General features: G+C 47.4%; 20 protein-coding genes and 1 riboswitch. Of the genes, 5 read left to right on the top strand and 15 right to left on the bottom strand.

The features are described 5' to 3' along the window. Positions 1 to 9 precede the first annotated feature (9 nt). From AC4E8B_RS24705 to AC4E8B_RS24720, 4 genes are all read right to left on the bottom strand, one after another. Positions 10 to 648, bottom strand: a complete 639-nt coding sequence (locus AC4E8B_RS24705; RefSeq protein ID WP_490216189.1) for a DUF1232 domain-containing protein — start codon at positions 646 to 648, stop codon at positions 10 to 12. 311 nt (positions 649 to 959) lie between these two features. Continuing rightward, complete coding sequence (locus tag AC4E8B_RS24710; RefSeq protein WP_490216190.1) at positions 960 to 1,595, bottom strand: copper homeostasis protein CutC; 636 nt, start codon at positions 1,593 to 1,595, stop codon at positions 960 to 962. Positions 1,596 to 1,610: 15 nt separating this feature from the next. Continuing rightward, positions 1,611 to 1,745: a hypothetical protein gene (locus AC4E8B_RS24715; protein ID WP_490216191.1), complete on the bottom strand. Its 135-nt coding sequence runs from the start codon at positions 1,743 to 1,745 to the stop codon at positions 1,611 to 1,613. Positions 1,746 to 1,938: 193 nt separating this feature from the next. After that, positions 1,939 to 3,594 carry an alkaline phosphatase gene (locus AC4E8B_RS24720; protein WP_490216192.1) on the bottom strand — a complete coding sequence of 552 codons (1,656 nt, stop codon included), beginning with the start codon at positions 3,592 to 3,594 and terminating at the stop codon, positions 1,939 to 1,941. Positions 3,595 to 3,904: 310 nt separating this feature from the next. Here AC4E8B_RS24720 and AC4E8B_RS24725 point away from each other — a divergent pair, with 310 nt between their 5' ends. The 4 genes from AC4E8B_RS24725 (at position 3,905) to AC4E8B_RS24740 (ending at position 5,617) form a co-directional block, all read left to right on the top strand. Beyond that, positions 3,905 to 4,609, top strand: a complete 705-nt coding sequence (locus tag AC4E8B_RS24725; protein ID WP_490216193.1) for a uracil-DNA glycosylase family protein — start codon at positions 3,905 to 3,907, stop codon at positions 4,607 to 4,609. 66 nt (positions 4,610 to 4,675) lie between these two features. Beyond that, the gene (locus AC4E8B_RS24730) at positions 4,676 to 5,179 is read left to right on the top strand and encodes a DinB family protein (RefSeq protein WP_490216194.1); all 504 of its coding nucleotides are present in this window, start codon (positions 4,676 to 4,678) and stop codon (positions 5,177 to 5,179) included. Positions 5,180 to 5,186: 7 nt separating this feature from the next. Continuing rightward, positions 5,187 to 5,375, top strand: coding sequence for a hypothetical protein (locus AC4E8B_RS24735; RefSeq protein ID WP_490216195.1), 189 nt, complete (start codon positions 5,187 to 5,189; stop codon positions 5,373 to 5,375). Beyond that, a complete protein-coding gene (locus AC4E8B_RS24740; RefSeq protein WP_490216196.1) occupies positions 5,372 to 5,617 on the top strand; it encodes a hypothetical protein in 246 nt (81 codons plus the stop codon). The genes AC4E8B_RS24735 and AC4E8B_RS24740 overlap by 4 nt, the downstream gene beginning before the upstream one ends. A gap of 63 nt (positions 5,618 to 5,680) precedes the next feature. On the opposite strand, the gene AC4E8B_RS24745 is transcribed toward AC4E8B_RS24740, so the two are convergent. The 11 genes from AC4E8B_RS24745 to proV all read right to left on the bottom strand — a co-directional run bounded on the left by AC4E8B_RS24745 (position 5,681) and on the right by proV (position 16,789). Beyond that, positions 5,681 to 7,423 (bottom strand): cation:proton antiporter, encoded by a 1,743-nt coding sequence (locus tag AC4E8B_RS24745; RefSeq protein ID WP_490219888.1) that lies wholly within the window; start codon positions 7,421 to 7,423, stop codon positions 5,681 to 5,683. 235 nt (positions 7,424 to 7,658) lie between these two features. Next, a complete protein-coding gene (locus AC4E8B_RS24750) occupies positions 7,659 to 8,483 on the bottom strand; it encodes an STAS domain-containing protein (protein ID WP_490216197.1) in 825 nt (274 codons plus the stop codon). Between the two features lie 237 nt (positions 8,484 to 8,720). Further along, positions 8,721 to 9,665: a DMT family transporter gene (locus tag AC4E8B_RS24755; RefSeq protein WP_490216198.1), complete on the bottom strand. Its 945-nt coding sequence runs from the start codon at positions 9,663 to 9,665 to the stop codon at positions 8,721 to 8,723. 68 nt (positions 9,666 to 9,733) lie between these two features. Beyond that, a complete protein-coding gene (locus tag AC4E8B_RS24760) occupies positions 9,734 to 10,168 on the bottom strand; it encodes a GNAT family N-acetyltransferase (protein WP_490216199.1) in 435 nt (144 codons plus the stop codon). Positions 10,169 to 10,183: 15 nt separating this feature from the next. Then, entirely contained in the window at positions 10,184 to 10,666 is a 483-nt protein-coding gene (locus AC4E8B_RS24765) for a GNAT family N-acetyltransferase (RefSeq protein WP_490216200.1), read from the bottom strand. Between the two features lie 128 nt (positions 10,667 to 10,794). Continuing rightward, on the bottom strand, positions 10,795 to 11,529 hold the full coding sequence (locus tag AC4E8B_RS24770; RefSeq protein WP_490216201.1) for an amino acid ABC transporter ATP-binding protein: 735 nt from the start codon (positions 11,527 to 11,529) through the stop codon (positions 10,795 to 10,797). Between the two features lie 17 nt (positions 11,530 to 11,546). After that, a complete protein-coding gene (locus AC4E8B_RS24775; RefSeq protein WP_490216202.1) occupies positions 11,547 to 12,278 on the bottom strand; it encodes an amino acid ABC transporter permease in 732 nt (243 codons plus the stop codon). Positions 12,279 to 12,341: 63 nt separating this feature from the next. Further along, positions 12,342 to 13,175, bottom strand: a complete 834-nt coding sequence (locus tag AC4E8B_RS24780) for a transporter substrate-binding domain-containing protein (protein ID WP_490216203.1) — start codon at positions 13,173 to 13,175, stop codon at positions 12,342 to 12,344. Between the two features lie 102 nt (positions 13,176 to 13,277). Next, positions 13,278 to 13,461, bottom strand: a riboswitch (Lysine riboswitch). A 368-nt stretch (positions 13,462 to 13,829) separates the two neighbouring features. Next, entirely contained in the window at positions 13,830 to 14,720 is an 891-nt protein-coding gene (locus AC4E8B_RS24785) for a glycine betaine ABC transporter substrate-binding protein (RefSeq protein ID WP_490216204.1), read from the bottom strand. Between the two features lie 12 nt (positions 14,721 to 14,732). Beyond that, on the bottom strand, positions 14,733 to 15,566 hold the full coding sequence (locus AC4E8B_RS24790) for an ABC transporter permease (RefSeq protein WP_490216205.1): 834 nt from the start codon (positions 15,564 to 15,566) through the stop codon (positions 14,733 to 14,735). After that, positions 15,563 to 16,789 (bottom strand): glycine betaine/L-proline ABC transporter ATP-binding protein ProV, encoded by a 1,227-nt coding sequence (proV, locus tag AC4E8B_RS24795; RefSeq protein WP_490216206.1) that lies wholly within the window; start codon positions 16,787 to 16,789, stop codon positions 15,563 to 15,565. Before proV ends, AC4E8B_RS24790 begins: the two co-directional genes overlap by 4 nt. Before the next feature lie 312 nt (positions 16,790 to 17,101). On the opposite strand from proV, the gene AC4E8B_RS24800 reads away from it, so the two are divergent. Then, positions 17,102 to 17,647 carry a GbsR/MarR family transcriptional regulator gene (locus AC4E8B_RS24800; protein WP_490216207.1) on the top strand — a complete coding sequence of 182 codons (546 nt, stop codon included), beginning with the start codon at positions 17,102 to 17,104 and terminating at the stop codon, positions 17,645 to 17,647. Positions 17,648 to 17,720: the final 73 nt, after the last annotated feature.

Below are 17,720 nucleotides of genomic sequence, written 5' to 3' on the forward strand. Positions count from 1 at the left end.
TCCAATCCTTTATATGGTCTTTGTTTTTTTCATCGGTAGGGCGTTCATGGCCCAATGGATCACCACGGCATCGTCTAAATATCCGACCGGAAAGAGGTAATCCGGGATGCAGTCGACGGCGGCAATGAAGTAGAGCAGAGAGCCTCCCATGAGGGCAAGCTCCGTCTTTGTCCCTTTTTTCAGGGAGAACTTCTCGTACATGTCCTGCAGCTGCTGGATGAAGGGTCCCATGCCTGCCACTTTTTTGACCTTCTCATCAAACTGGCTGAGGATCGTGCCGGCCCCTTCCCCTGTCTGAGAAAGCTCTTCATATTTTGCCAGCTCTTCTTTCACATCTTCGAGGCGGAACTCCCCGTCCATCAGATGGGCCGTTTCAAGGATATCATGGATCTGGCCAATCGAGTCATTGCGCTCTGGCGGAGGGCCGACCGGATAGCCTGCAGCCTCATATAATCTGGAAATCGGAACGCTCAAATGCTCGGCAAACCGCTGCAGATGCTCAGGAGTCGCCTTGCGCTTTCCGTTGACAATCTTCGAGATCACCGCCGGATCAATCCCCGCCATCTGGCCCAGCTTCCTCATCGACAGTGACCGCTCTTTTAGCAGCCCCTTCAGAAGCCCGCCAATTTCCTTGCTATTCTCTGCCATGCTCTCTTTCCTTTCTTGCTATATCACTTCTATCAATATTACAAAGAGTGTTGACGTTTTGTCAACATTGTTCAAGAGGAAGTGCCGGGATAGGTCGTTTTCTGTTTATGAGAGGATTTTTTTCAGCTGGCAGCAGGGGTTTCCAGGTGCTTATTTGCGAGTTTCGGAAGACATTTGCGACTCATGGAATATATATTTGCGACTTTACATTTTTACTTGCGACTTTCCCGATATGTTTGCGACCTGCCCATCTTGCGGGCACAAAAAAAGAGACCGTTCCCAGCACGGCCTCCCCTCCCACTAATTCACACTCACCCAACAATCCTAGTCCCATGAACCTCCCGAACATCCAGCTCTGCCGCAATCTCAGGCAGATTTCCATCCGTAATCCCGCCGCCCGGCATGATTGTGATCCGGCCGGCAGCATAATCAATGTATTCCTGAAGACGCGGCAGATTCTCCAGGATGCCAGAATCAGCCGGCCCGCCATGTGTCAGGATCCGCTCCACACCGTGATCTGCCAGCCAGTCGATTGCCTGCAGCTGCCTCTCCGGCCGGATATGGTCGAATGCCATATGAAAGACAAGCTCGAGCCCTTCTGCAACCTCCAGCAGAGCACTCATAGCTCGCTCATCAATCCAGCCATCCTCCGTCAGGCAGCCGAACACCACGCCATCTGCGCCGAGCTGCTTAAGATGGATAATGTCTTCTTTCATAATTTCAATCTCTTCCAAGCTATAGACAAAGTTCCCGCCCCTCGGCCTCACCATCGCCATTATCTCCACGTTCTGCCTGCGGCAATAGTCAATTGCTCTCACCGCAACACCATGGCTGACGGTTGTCCCGCCAACCGAGAGATTATCGCACAGCTCCACCCGGGCAGCGCCTCTGCTAATTTTCTCAGGAATCAAAGTCAGATTCTCAACACACACTTCCTTCAGCAACATCCTCACCCTCCCCTCTTAAAAAAGATCTCTTAAGTTCGTTTGAATTGAGTCAGGCAGCATCTGAAAGACCAGCCCTTCAAATAGGATATCCAATACGCCTGCTGCGACTAATAGAAGCACCAGGATCACCAGCCATCTCTTTTTCGCCATCTCCATCCTCCTTTGCCCTAACTCTAATAGCCATTCACAAAGTAGATGGGCGTTTCTTTTTCGTCCAATTTCCTTTGCCAACTTTCTACCCTGCCGGCTGCCCTTTCTTTATATCATACTCCTGCACAATCTTTAAATCAGCGCGTGCTGAAAAATGAAAAGGCGCTCCGCGGGGAAGCACCTTTTCATACTCTTATTTAGACAGATTCAACGCTTTTTCAGAAACAAAGAATTCTTTTCCGTTAAAAACTGTGACGCCATCAAGCTTTTTCGTGACGACCCTGTTATTCTGCACAACATGAGCGATATTTTTATTCACAGGCAGCTCGATCTTTGTTTTACTTTTTTCTGCGATAAATACCGGGTTATTCGCATCTGTAACATCAATGCGGGTCTTGTAGCCTTTTTTCTCGAACGACTCTTTCGCATTGACGAACAGCTTGTCTGTCACGGATTTGAGGTTGAAGCCCATATGTTTTGCCATTGCTTTAGCGACGTCTGTGTTATCGATCAATCCGAAAGGCCTTGATGGTCCATATGCGTACAGGAAGACATCCTCGCCGGTATGCCCGCCAGTGGAGAAGCCTATATTCGCGCGGTTTGCGAGCATTTTGGCCATGTCGGACTGCAGGCTGGCGGACGCCTTCAGCTTGTCGATTTCTTCTTTTGTCAGATTATCTAATCCGTACAGGCCGGCCACTTTTTCCATGTTCGAGCGGTCTGCTTTCAATTGGCCTAAAGCACCTTCCAGTGTCATGGATGCTTTTTTCAGCGGGTCGATATAAGCTGAAACAGGAATTTCAGGGTAATTGCTGTTTGTGTTGATGTTCCCCATCGTGATTCCGCTGTTTCCATGGTCACTGACTGCGATGACCATTGTGTTGCCGTCTTTTTTCGCAAAATCAAGCGCTTCTTTCACCGCATCATCAAATGCCAGCACATCACTAAGGATCCCGACAGTGTCATTCGCATGCGCTGCCCAGTCCACCTTGCTTCCTTCCACAAACAGGAAGAAGCCGTTTTTATTTTTATCCAGCGTAGTGATCGCTTTTTTCGTCATATCTGCCAGGGAAGGCTGGCTGATTTTTGCAGCTTTCCGGTCGAAGTCATAGGCCATGGCTGAAGGAGCAAATGAGCCCCAGATTTTGTTTGATTTCGATTTTAAGAGTGCGTCCCTTGTCTCGACAAACTGGTAGCCGTTTTGGCTGATTACATTCAATAGATTCTCGCCATCAACGCGGGCATTCTTCGTTGTTCCTGGTGCCAGCGATTCTTTGCCTCCGCCAAGGACAACGTCAATGCCTTGATAGACCTGCTGTTCGGCAATGTCCTGATAATTGCTGCGGTGTGCGGCATGGGAAGAGAATCCTGCAGGCGTTGCATGCTGAATTTCAGATGTGGAAATGATTCCTGTCGACTTTCCAGCCAGCTTTGCCCCCTCGAGGACATTGGCAACCGGCCTGTGGGCATCCTTCGCGCTGACCGGAGCGACGCCTGGAGTATTCACCAGTGCAGGCAGAAGCCCGATCACCTTGTCATTGCTTTTATTTCCCGTTGCTAAAGCCGTTGCAGCAGGTGCAGAATCCGTAATTGCAGACTCAGCAGAATGGGTGCGCACTCCCCCGATAAGGATCTCGTCCATTGCCAGATTCCCGCCTTTATACCATCTCGCCAGGTTAGTCGCCCCGGCGCTTGTCCCATCCATGACCATCATGATGACATTGGCAGGCTCTTTCTTGTTGTCCTTTGCCTCAGCCAGGTGATTGTTCACCGCAAACCCTAAAGAAGAAAACGCAACAGCGGCAGCTACAGAAATTCCGGCAACCTTATTCCTCAAATGATTCTTCATTTCAAATCCCCCTTGAATTGATAGTTTCTAATTATCAGCATAATGAGGATGTATTAATTTTCATGTGATGTTATGTTAAGTGATTGTAAATTACAGGAAATAGACCATATGGCATGTTTTATCCTTTGTCAAAATGATAATTTTATCAGGGAAAATTGCTCAGTCTCTGACCGGAAGATGCAGTGTCTGATGATTCTCATAACTCTTTAAAATTATGTTCCCTCCAGGCAGGAGGCTTATCCAACCCGCCGCCCGCCCTAAATTTGTGGTAAAATCATCCATATATGATGAAAAAAGAAGGGGGATAAGGATGAATCAACAGCTTTATGACTTATACGAAAAATATTATCCAGGCATGCTCTCGTCTCTTGAAGGAAACAATCTCAGCAACCCTCTCCTTCTTACAATAAACAATGAGGAACAATATCAAAATGCCGGCTTGAAGATAATGTTCGTTGGCCAGGAAACAAATACATGGGAAGGCGCGCTGGGCTCCAAAAGCATAGAAGAGCTGCTGGGCACATACTCAAGGTTTTTTGGCGGAGGGAGATGCTTCCGTTATGGCGGCCCGTTTTGGAATACAGTAAAAGACTATGTCGCAGGCATCGAAGAGGCAAACCCGGACAAAAGCGTCGGATTCGTCTGGAATAATATCATCAAGCTCGGAAAGGAAAATAGCAAAGGCGCTCCGGGAAAGAGTCTGATAGATATGCAGAAGGAAGCATTCCCTGTGATTCAGGAAGAATTGGAGATCTTAAGGCCAGACGTGATTCTATTTTTCACAGGACCGAGATATGACCCATACATAAAAGCCGAGTGGCCTGGTTTAACCTTTCATCAACTCACTCAGGAACCTGCCAGGAAACTGGCGGAGCTAAAGAGTGACTCCATGCCAGGACAAGCCTTTCGCACCTATCATCCGAATTATCTCTACAGGGCGGGCAAACCGTTTTACAACGAGGTAAAAAAGTCCATCATCAGCAGCATTTCAGATACAGCAAAAGTATTTTCTTGAAAAAACAGGTAATTGTCCGCGCGCAGGGAATATATTTGTGAAGGATTGAAGCGAGGAGGAATGAAGATGTTTCAGACATTGGACGGTTTTTTAAAAATATGGAACTTTGAAGCATATACAACCAAGAAGATCCTTGACCAGCTGACAGATGAATCCCTTTCCCAGGAAACCACCCCTCAGAATTGGAATTTGGGAAGGATCGCCTGGCATACAGCAACTGCTATCGGCGTGATCGCCTCACAGACAGGCCTTGCCTTTGAGGCTCCCTCCAAGGATTATCCGGTTCCCCAGTCAGCCAAATTCATCTCTGACATCTATCAGAAAGCAAGCAGCAGACTGGCCCAGGCCATAAAGGAGCAATGGACAGACATGACCCTCAGCGAAGAAAAAGACTTCTTCGGCCAAAGGATGTCAAACGGCCAGCTGTTATTATTCATCATTCAGCACCAAACCCACCACCGGGGGCAAATGACCATCCTTATGCGCCAGGCAGGATTGTCCGTCCCGGGTGTTTACGGCCCCGCCAAAGAGGAATGGGCGATGATGGGGATGGAAGCGCCGCAGATGTGAGGACCTCATGATGAAAAAAACGCTGCTGCTTCTTCCAATCATACTGATTATTTCTGCAGTTTCCGCGCAGGCATTAAGCTGGGCCTACCCGTTTGTCGTCTGGGACGGGAATGTTTATGAAGTTACAGAAGAACAGGTGCCGGAGAGCCAAATCGGAGAAAGCATCGGTGAGGTGAGACGATACCCGATGACATGACGGGAGACTACTCCGGGAATGCTTCCAATGAGTATCCTATCGGCACGAAGTATTTCGCAATAAAAGATCTGCCGGCCGGTGAAACCATAGCCGTTGAAATTGCGGGCAATGAATGGCAAAAAGCAGTTTTTGCCCATGAAGCACCTTTTCATTGGAAGGATGCGGTTCCATATATCCTGCTCACCCTTTTATTGCTGGCGGCTGCCGCTGCTATTGCCTTCTACCTTAAGAAAAGGAAATAATACAGGTGCCTGTACCCGCAGCTTTACGGCTAAACGCGGGGCTAGGCACCTGTTTTTACTTTTTTATTTCCCCGGCTCCAATACCACGAGCTGATCCCCTGCATTCAGCATCAGCTTTTCTTTAAATGTGACAAACGCAAGATCGCCGTTTTTCCGTTTTACGCACAGAGGTGTTCCATTTGGCTCCAGTTCTTCTTTTACCAGCGTTTGCTTGCCTTCGATCTCAATTGTCCTCATCGTATAGCCGATGTTGACCTTTTTATTCAGCTCGGTGAATGTCGCATCTTCTCCAAATAACAGATGCGCCTTGAGCGCAGGTGAAATCTCCCGGCGCTCTGATTGCCTCGCTGTTATCGGCAGGGAAAATGTGTTGTTATAGCCGAACTCAGGAATATAAGTTTGGCAGACCAGCGCATTATACGCAGCATCCCCTTTCATGGCCAGGAGATTGTTATAAGGGCCCTTGTCGATTTCGAATTCGCTGTGCTCTGAAAGGATTTCTCCATGATAGGTCGCAACCCCCAGCTGCCTGGCACGGTACAGCCGGTCAAAGGAAGTATCCGTAATCAGGGTTGGAATGCCCATCTCCTTCAAATGCTGTGCAAATGCGATCGCAAAGCTGCTGGCCCCCACCATCAGGACACCTGATGAATCCGCGTTCGCCAATTTCAGCCTCCGGGCAATAGGGCCGATGGAAAAACCATGGACACATACAGTGATAAAAACAAGGGCCAGTGTCAGCGGCGTCAAGATCGAGGCATTTGCATAGCCATCTTCGATCAATATCCCCGCAAAATATCCCGAAACCGTCAATGCCACAATCCCTCTAGGCGCTATCCAGCTCACAAGAGTTTTTTCCTGCAGTGTCAGTTCTGTGCCAGCCGTTGAGATCCAAATGGATAATGGACGGACAAGGAATAGCATGATGATGACAAATAAAATGATCGGCCAAGTGAAAACGTCCAAGATTGTTTCTCTTGTCAGCGATGCCGTCAGCAGAATGAAGATGGTCGAAGTCAGCATCACCGATATATTTTCCATGAAGTGGCCTATGCTTCCGATTGAATGAACATATTTCTTCGTCCGGGCCAGTGTCAGCCCCATGACTGTCACGGCCAGCATCCCCACCTCATGCATGATCGCTTCGCCAAGTACAAAGCAAATCAGCACAAAGCAGAAGATGATCGGGGACTTCAAGTATTCAGGCAGCCACCCTTTCCCCACTAAAAGGCTGACCAGTATGCCAATCGCGTAGCCGACTGCTATGGCAAACAGTGAATCGACGAAGAATGGAACGAAATCACTGATAGAAACAGGCTTATCCAAGGTTATCTTAATGATTTCATAAGCAAATAAGGCCAGCAAAGGGCCAATCGGGTCGACAATGATGCCTTCCCACTTCAGTACAGAAGAAACCCGCGCTGATAATTTTGCCTGCCTGAGCAATGGGATGATGACCGTCGGGCCGGTCACCACAAATAATCCCCCAATAATAAAGGATATTTCAAGATCAAGCCCGGCAATATAATGCGCTGCCAACGAACCCCCGATCCACGCCAAAAGGGCGCCAAGGGTCACGATGCGGAAAACGGACTTGGAAATGCCTTTCAGCTCCCGGATATCAAGGCTGTTGCTGCCTTCAAATAATATCAATGCAACGGCAAGAGAGATGATCGGGCTGTAAAGCTCCCCCAGCCCTTCCTGCGGATTGATCAGACCCAGTACAGGGCCAATCAATAGGCCGGCAACCGTCATGATCACAATGGATGGCCACTGAATCCGCCACGCCAGCCACTGAGAAAACATACCGAGTACAATGACAACCACGATGCTGGTTAGTGTAATTTCTGGTTGAATCTAAATCACCTTCTTCTAGAATAGGTACAATCTCATCTATACCGGAAAGTTTATCAAAAAACAAGCCAGAGGGACAGGTCCCGTGGCCCAGACCCACCCCTGCGTCCCTCAATTTGTGTTCTGACACTGAAAGCCCCTGTGTCAAAAGAAAAGCAAGACCGCCACAGCAGCCTTGCTTTTCCACTTATTTCAAATATGCCTTCAATGTATCCTGAAGGGTGCCCTTTGTTTCTGCATCCTTCTCAAAGCGGACGCCGGCACGGACCATCTGTTTGACAAGGTCAGGCCTTAGCCCGGTGAGGACGGCTTTGGAACCCATCATGCCCACCCCAGCCAGGACCTTCTCAAAATCATCTATTACATCTTTCTCCATCATCGCGACACCCGACAGGTCTATAACAAGTGTCTGAATCCTTGTGGCAGCGATCTCGTTCAGCACCTTCTCTTCTATTATCTCAACTCTGTAGGTGTCGATTGAGCCAATCAAAGGCAAGACTGAAACCGTTTCGCTGACCGGAATAATGGGTACAGATAAGTGCTCTACCATTTCCCTCTGTTTAAGAAGCATTGTATCTTTATATTTTGAGTAGCTTAAGAAGAAATTGTTAAGAAATTGGTCAATCTGGTCATTCACTACTTGTTCCAGCTCAAAAAAATCAGAGGATGGAAGTTCTTCATCTCTTTCTTCATTAAGGCTGCCGATTATCTGCCATATCGTTCTGCGGATAGCCTGAACCCACTCCAGTTTCAAAGAAAGAGTCAATGAATGCCCTGCCCAGGCAGCTCCCTCTTCTTGCGCAAATGCAATTAGATCTGCTTCTTGGCGGTCGACAATAAAGTAAATTAATTTTCGGGCATTCTTTAATAAGTCAATGTTCCCTTTATTCAAGATTTCATTGATCTTCCCCGAAACATTCACAGCTTCAGATAGCAGTTTGTTTTCGAATTCTTCCCCGTAATTGTTGATGTAATTCACTAACTCATCTTTTAAAATTCGTTTGACAATCATTACTCCATCCCCCTACCATGTGCTATATGAATAAAAACATTTAATTATACCCTGCATTTATAGAAGATAAACACTATAAGTCAGAAATGGGCCGGAGGGACAGGTCCCTTGGCCTATATTTGCAGGCTTTCCGGGCATATTTGCGGCTTTTTTGATATATTTGCGAGTTTCCGATTTTATTTGTGAGTTTTAAAGTATATTTGCAACTTTCCCTTTTTGAGGATCAGTAAGATTCCCCTAGCTTACTCTCAGCGGCTCCTCTTTTCCACCCGGCTGCCCCATCCCCGAAGCAGGCTCCTTCTTCAACGCGATAAATAAAATCATCACAATGATGCTGGCAGTGCCCGCCCACTGAAAAACACCAAAAGGCTCCTTCAGCCAAAATACGGTTGTCAGAACAGCAGCAAGCGGCTCAACGCTGCCCAGTAGGCTGGTTTCCTTCGGCAGAAGGCTTTGCAGGCTTTCTATATAAAACCAAAAGGCAATCATCGTTCCAAAAAGGACCACAAAGGCCAAATACAGGTAAGCTTCTCCCGTTAAGCTCTGGAAGTCCATTCGCCAGGGTGGATGAACAAAGCTCAGCGCAAGCCCGCCAATCACCATCGCCCACCCGACTATGACCAGGGAATCGTATTCCTTAAGCAGCGGTATGGCATACAGCGTATAAAATGCCAAAGCTGCGCCGGACAGAACTCCCCAGACGACCGCCGGCACCGGCACCGATAATTGCGAGATGGAACCGTTGGTCAATAAGAAAAAGCTTCCGAATAAAGCGAGGGCAATGGTCAGCAAATCGCCCCGTGTCAGTGCTGTTTGTTTCCGGAGGACCAGGTATAAGATGATCATCACAGGAGCCAAGTACTGTAATAGTGTTGCCACCGCGGCATTTCCATGCTCAATGGAAGCCATATAGGTGTATTGGACAGCAAGCATGCCGACCAGCCCGAAGATGACCAATCGCACAGCTGTGCTCTTCGTTTTCCACACACCAAATATCTGGGCACGGTTCTTGGCAAAAAACTGGACGGCCAAAAGCAAAAAACCCGCAATGAGCAGCCTTACGGTCACCAGCCAATCCACATCAACCTGATAATCCTGAAAAAGCTTCTTTGCCGCGGTGCCGCCAATTCCCCAAAACATAGCCCCTGTTATCACAAGGATCATACCCTTACGCCTGTCCATGCTTGATTCTCCACCTTTCAAAGGCCGAGGGGACAGGTCCTCTGGCCCACCACCAGCCCAACTTCGTCTTAATAACCCAGCCTATAAACAATCTCCCCGTCAATCACCCGGCCGTCAGCCTCAAATCCAAGCTTTTCATACATTTCCTTCGCCCGGTCATTCTCCGGCTCGAAGCTTAAATAGATCGCCTGGTGGTCCTTATCCTCCTTGATCCGCTCGATCAGCTTCTCCATCGCCGCTTTCCCGTAGCCTTTGGACTGATATTTGGCGTCAATCATCAATCGGTAGATCCAATATTCACCATCGTCAAAATCAATGCAGTACATCATAAATCCAACCAGCTCTTCCTCATGGTAAATTGCCAGGCACTGACACTCTGGATAGGCCTTCGCCTGTGCAAGCGAAAATAGATTCGTCGCGACGAACGCTTTCTGCCCTTCCGCAACCTTCAAATCGATTACATCATAAAAATTATGTCTGTCTACTTCTTTTAAAGATATCATAGGATCCCCCTGCATCTATGTATTTTGCTTCGTTCCGCTGACAAACTCTTGTATAACCCGCTTATGTTCATCCTCCCGCTCCGTAAATTCCCCGCCAGTATATTCTTTTATCACACTCCGCCAAAAAGCTTGAGCCGGTTTGTTTTTCTCGATCTGGAAGATCTCCCATCTGCCTCTATGCAGACCGAAAATCTCTTTAGCCACCCTCTTCCCAAGTCCTTCACGGCGATATTTTTTCATAATAAAAAACTCGTTGATGGAAAGAGATTCGCTGTCTTCTGTCACCAGCACAAAACCGGCATAGCGCCCATCCAGCTTGATCATATATGGAAAATGGCCCTCTTCCGTCCAGTAGCCGCCCAGCGGATAATCTCTGAATCTCCCATTCTCCTCGACATGCGCATCGATGAACTCGGAAAAGTCATAAATATAAAACTGCAATAAATTCTGGAGCGCTTCCTTATGCCCCTCTCCTGCTTTGATGATTTCATATCCCATAACACTGCACCTTTCTGATTGGCATCTTCTGTATATTCACCGCTCTGTGATGGAAATCCTGCTATAAAAAAAAGCCATGGGGACAGGTCCCTTGGCCCAAACTGGGCCAGGGGACCTGTCCCTCTGGCTTATTTCAAAGTCCGCTTCAAAAATTCCCTCGTCCGTTCCTGCACCGGGCTATTGAAGATTTGCTCCGGGCTGCCTTCTTCCGCGATGACGCCTTTGTCCATGAAGACGACGCGGTCAGATACTTCTTTCGCGAATTCCATCTCATGGGTGACGATCAGCATCGTTTGGCCTGAACCGGCCAGCTCCTTCATCACTTTCAGTACTTCCCCGACCATTTCCGGGTCAAGAGCTGATGTCGGCTCATCGAAAAGCATCACATCAGGCTCCATGGACAGTGCCCTCGCAATGGCGACGCGCTGCTTCTGGCCCCCTGACAGCTGCCTTGGTTTGGCATTGATATATTGATCCATGCCCACCACTTTCAAATATTTCAGGGCGACTTTTTCTGCCTCTTCCTTAGAGCGTTTCAGTACCTTAACCTGGCCAACTACACAATTGTTCAAGACATTATGATTGTTGAAGAGGTTGAACTGCTGGAATACCATTCCTAAGTTCTGGCGGTAAGCAAAAATGTCATGCTTGTCGTCCAGGATATTTTCGCCATTATAAATGATCTGGCCGCCGCTCGGCTTTTCCAGCAGGTTGATGCAGCGAAGGAGGGTCGATTTCCCGGATCCCGAGGAGCCGATGATCGTGACCACCTCTCCTTTCTTTACCGAAAAATCGATGTCCTTCAATACAAGATTCGTGCCGAAGGATTTGCTTAAGTGCTGAACTTCAATGACTTTTTCCATGTTCGCTCCCCCTTCCCTTACAGATTGTTTTCACCTTTGCCCAGCAGATCGAAATTGTCAGGCCCGTCTAATTTCCGCTCAAAATAACGCAGGATTCTCGTAACGATGAACGTCATCACAAAATAAATGACGCATGCCACAAAGAATGACTCGAAATACCTGAAATTATTCCCCGCGACTGATTTGGTCATGAAATATAATTCCGATACGGAAATGACGTTCAGGACGGAAGTGTCCTTGATATTGATGACAAAGTGGTTGCCTGTTGCCGGCAAGATATTGCGGATGACCTGCGGGAGCACGACATTCCACATCGTCTGGTAATGGTTCATCCCGATTGCCTGGGCTGCCTCAAACTGCCCTTTATCAATGGAGACGATTCCGCCGCGGACGATTTCTGCCATATAGGCCCCCGTATTGATCGATACAACAATGATGGCTGCGGCCAGGACATTGATATCAATGCCAAATGCCAAAGCGGAGCCATAATAAATGACCATCGCCTGGACGATCATCGGTGTCCCGCGGAAAAATTCGATATATACCGAAAGGATGAAATTAATCACCTTCAGCATGATTTTCTTAGGCCCGCGCTCTGGTGCAGGAATGGTGCGGACCACTCCTGCCAGCAAGCCGATGCCGGCGCCGATAATGGTGCCGATCAGGGAAATAAGAAGTGTTATCCCCGCTCCGCGAAGGAACATTGGCCAGTTTTCCGAGACGATTCTAACGATCCATTCGAAGCTCATCTTTCTCCCCCTCTGTATTCATCATAAAACCGACTGTAAGCGTACAGCCGGTTTTATGCAGTCTTATTGTGCAGCTGGTTGATTCTGGATCGCTTCATCCATGATAGTCGTGCGGTCTTCTTCTGAAATGCCTTTTAGGATCTCGTTGATTTTCTCTGTCAGTTCACTGCCTTTTTCAAGCCCGACAGCGATTGCTGTATCATCCTCTGACGTTTCGAATCCTTCTTCAAAATCAACCATTGCAAAGTTGTCGTTCGCAGCAGAAGCACTGACTGCTTCAGGACGTTCGGATACGTATCCATCAATGATTCCTGATTCAAGGGCAACCCTCATCGCCGGGAAATTGTCCATCGCTGTTTCTTTGGATACACCATCAATCTGGTCGATCACAGAATAGTGGAATGTATTCAATTGAGCTGTGATTTTAGCATCTTTAAAGTCTTTGAGGCTAGTAGCGTTTTCGTAATCCCCGCCTTTTTTTACAACCATAACAAGCTGGGAATTATAATAGTTGTCTGAGAAGTCGATTGTCTCTTTTCGTTCTGCCGTTGGCGACATCCCTGCAATGATGGCATCGATTTTCCCTGACGTCAGCGCCGGCACAAGGCCGTCCCATTCTGTCTTAACGATTTCTAATTCCTTTCCAAGCCCATCAGCAATCTTCTTTGCGATTTCAACATCATAACCGCCTGCATATTCAGCAGAGCCTTTGATTTTCACACCGCCATTGGCATCATCTTTCTGCGTCCAGTTGAACGGAGCATAGCCAGCCTCCAGGCCAACCTTGAACGTATCGCTTTCTGATGAATCTGAACCTGAACTTGTGCTTGATCCGCAGCCGGCCAGCAAAAGGACTGCCGAAAGCATAAATACTAAAAATAATGAAGCTTTTTTCATGTTTTCTCCCCCTATATTTGTATGATGAGAACAAAATAAAAACGACCTAAGATTAACTTAGGTCGTTATATACATATGCCCATAAGTCCTCTTTATTTCCCTAAATGAGATAGCACAACTCAACAAGCCGGGAAGCTCATTGAGACAGTCCTGCAGCTCTTAACTGCAGACCCAGCAGGCAATACTGAGATATATATGCCCGCTTCGGCGATATTTCCTTCTCCCTAGCATCATCGCTTCTCAAGCTCCGCTAAAGACTGTTAAACACCGCGCCTCTACCTCACCAGTAAAGTGAGGTCTTATTTAATTTTCTCTAATAGTCTACAATTATATAATTCATCTGTCAATCCTTCGTCCCGGGCATTATGTCAGGCATGATTTTCCCATCGGACAGGCAGGCCTTTTTCTAAAACCTCTTCATCTCTAAAAAAACATCCTCCGGATCAGGCAGCTCCGCTGTCCAGCCGGCAGGCATCCTGACAAAGACATGAGGATGGCACATGACTTGAACGACGCAGGAAGCTGCCATTATGTACATTCACTTTCAATCTGTTAACTTCCATTGCATTGTGCCCGTAAAGCAGTGAAGCCCTCAAAACTTTTTAAGTGACGCAGACAGAAAAAGAGCCGGGATCATCCCCGGCTCTTGCCTCATTAATCTAAGTCTTCGATTGAATCAGCTTCCACATAAGAAGGAACGACAAGTCCTGTTTTTGCACCTTCAAGGTTTTCACCAAGGCGTTCCATATCGTCGCCATACTGATCAAGATAATCTTTATGTGTCAGCGGCAGCCAGGCAGCAACGGTCGCATCTGCATCACCATTGGCCACAGCCGTGAACATTGGACCGGCATCCAATTGGACCATTTCTACATTATATCCGATGCTTTCCAGCACTTTCGCCACAACATTGGTACTGGCAATCTCAGAATCCCAGGCTACATATGAAAGGGAAATGTCTTCTCCGCTTACTTCTTCTGCACCTTTTGTCCACTCGGCTACTTTATCGCTATTGTCTTTCACCCAGTTGTCAGCCGCTTCCGCAGGGTCTGTTCCCTCTTGAATTTCAACCATGACTTTACCGATATCATCATTCGTCCAGAAGAACTGGTCAAGCACTTTGTAGGCACTTGGCTGGTCAGCTTCCAGGCCTTTGCGTGTAAAGGTTTCAATCTTCTCGGCCTCACCGTAGACCCCTTTAGGATCTTCCAGGTATTTCAGGTCATACTTGGCGAACATCCAGTGCGGCGTCCAGCCAGTTACAATGATAGGCTCTTCATCTTTAATGGCATTGTCCAGCTCAGCGGCCATGGCAGCTGAAGATGACTCAACCAGTGTGTAATCTTTCAAATTATCATACTCTTCCAGTGCTTTATTAGTAGCGGACATGATTCCGGCACCAGGCTCGATGCCCGTGATTTTGTAATCCACACCATCACCGATTGTGCTGCTTTCCTTTGAATCGTCAGACTCATTCCCGCAGGCAGCCAATCCGACAGATAATGCAAGGATTGAAGCCAACCCGGCTATACGCAATTTTTTCATGTTTCTTCCCCCTTAGTTTTTAGTGATTCTTATATTTTGAGAAATCCGGTCAAGGATAATTGCCAGGATGACAATGACAAGACCAGCTTCAAAACCTACACCAACTTTTAATTGAGTCACGGCACGGTACACATCTGCACCCAATCCCGGCGCACCTACAAGGGATGCGATAACAACCATGGATAGAGCAAGCATGATGCTTTGGTTGATCCCGGCCATGATTGTATTCATTGCCAGCGGCAGCTGGACCTTGAATAGTTTCTGGCTTGGCGTTGAGCCAAAGGCATCTGATGCTTCTACAAGATCCTCCGGCACCTGCCTGATTCCGAGATTAGTCAATCGGATCGTTGGCGGCATCGAGAAGATGACGGAAGCGATGATTCCCGGTACAACCCCTATCCCAAAGAAGATGATGGCCGGTATCAAATAAACAAAGGCAGGCATCGTCTGCATAAAGTCCAGAATCGGCGTGATGATTTTCTGTGCGCGATCGCTTTGTGAAATCCAGATTCCAATCGGGACCCCTATGAGAATGGATATAATGACCGATGCCAAAACAAGCGCAAGCGTATCGATCGTACCATCCCAGTAGCCGAGATTATCAATCAGCAATAACCCAATAGCAGTAAACAACGCTATCGTCCAGCGGCTGACCCACCATGCCAGGGCAGCAAATATTAAAATCAGCAATAAAGTCGGGATCGATTCCAGGATCATGACAAAGAATTGGACAACCGCACCAATTGCATCAGTCATAACGTCAAAGAACGGACCCAGTATGTCTTTAATCCAGCTGACAGCACTATCCACCCAGCTGGCTAACGGAAGCTTCGGCAAGAATGTCATATGCTCTCCACCTCATTTCCTTCAGCTTCTGCATTCAGGTCCGTTTCAAGCCCGGCAAGTGCGCCAAGGACGGCTCCCCTCACAATAACTCCCTTAAGCCGACCTTCTTCGTTGATGACCGGCAATGGCAGGGAAGCTGTTGCCACCTGTTCGAACAGATCAACCAGAAGGGTTTCCGGTCTAATGGAATCAAGTTCGGTAATCAGGATATCTTCAAGTGTCTGCTGATTCTTGACGGCAGCTGATGCAGCTTCGATCGTGACGGCGCCAAGAAGCTTCTGCTTACTGTCCACAACGAACAGATGGGAAATCCCTTCGTTCTTCATGACCTTTACAGCCACACGCGGACCACGGTCGATGCGCACCATTTCAGGCCGTTTCATGACATGCTCTGCTGTAAGGACCTTCGAGAGATCAACATCCTCAACAAACCGCTCCACATATTCATTGGCAGGGTTCATCATAATCTCTTCTGGCGTCCCGATCTGAACAATGTTCCCATCTTTCATCAAAGCGATGCGGTCGCCGATGCGAAGGGCTTCATCAAGATCATGGGTAATGAAGACGATCGTTTTTTCCATCTTTTCCTGCAGTTCAAGCAATTCGTTCTGCATATCTTTGCGGATCAATGGATCCAGCGCACTGAAAGCTTCATCCATCAGCAGGATATCAGGGTCGTTCGCTAGGGCGCGCGCCAGGCCGACACGCTGCTGCATACCGCCGCTCAGTTCGCTCGGATAGCTGTTTTCATAACCTTTAAGTCCGACAAGCTCTAAGGATTCAATAGCCGTCTGCCTGGCTGTGGACTTTTCTGCTCCTTGGATTTCAAGGCCGTATTCAGTATTTTCGAGAACAGTTCGGTGAGGGAATAATGCGAAGCGTTGGAATACCATGCTCAGTTTCTTCCGTCTTACTTCCCGCAGCTCTTGAGGGTTGAGCTTAACGATGTTCTTTCCATCAATATGTACTTCTCCATCGGTTGGATCGATCAGCCTGTTCAGCATCCTGACCAGTGTGGATTTTCCGCTCCCGGATAATCCCATAATCACGAATATTTCCCCGGCATACACATCAAAGCTCGCTTTATTGACTCCGACGGTCATCCCGGTCTTTTCAAGTATTTCCCGCTTTGATTTACCCTCGTTCAGGAGCTTGATTCCCTGCTGGGGCGATTTTCCAAATACTTTTGTAACATTTTGAACGCTTATTTTCTTTTCAGCCATAAATCCACCTCTAAACTTTGTTTATACAAGACGATCTCTGTCTAATCGAGCTGTTTTTCTAGCGTACTTTAAAAGTATAAGGGACTTTAGTAGGGGGCAACAAACTCGGTAAACCAGCAAATTCCAGCAATAAAGTACGTACAGTATAAACTGTACGTACTAAATTATCTTATTCTTAGATTTCTTCTAATATGCTCCCTTTTCCTCACCTTGCATTTGCTTTACTTTAGTGAAACCAAACTTTAAAATGAATCAATATGAGAGGATTTGCCATAATTCTCTTCTCATTTGTGACTAGAATGGTGGTGTAGCATGCATAACGAAGAATTGGCCGCACAAGCACGGGAGAGAGTTATTGAATCTGTCGCGAGAAACATGCATTTATACGGGGTTACCCCCTCTATCGGGCGCATCTATGGAACCCTCTATTTTGAAAAAGAACCCATGACATTGGATGAATTGAAGGAAGAGCTTAAAATGAGCAAAACCAGTATGTCCACCGGTGTCAGGACCTTACTGGAATTGAATATGGTTGAAAAGGTCTGGCGAAAAGGAGAACGAAAAGATCTGTACCAGGTCAAAGGGGATTGGTACCAGAATTTCATCGATCGCTTTTGTACACAATGGAGAAAAGGGACACAAATGAACCTGGATGCCTCGCTTACATCTCTTAAGGATCTGGAAGAAGTCTTATCACATACAGAAGATGAAGAAACGGTGAAAAAAGCCGAGAACGATCTTCAAAAGATCACCTATGCCATCGAATACTATACCTGGCTCGACAAAGTCATTGATCTTTTTGAATCAAAGGAGATCTTTGAACTGACAAAAGCTGAGAATGAACAAAAGGAAAACTAGATGCATTCCAAAAAGGTGCCTGCCCACTAATGGGACAGGCACCTTTTTGCAGTAGGGGGGGCAGGGAGAAAAG

The sequence above is a fragment of the Bacillus sp. SRL543 genome (genome assembly GCF_984799205.1).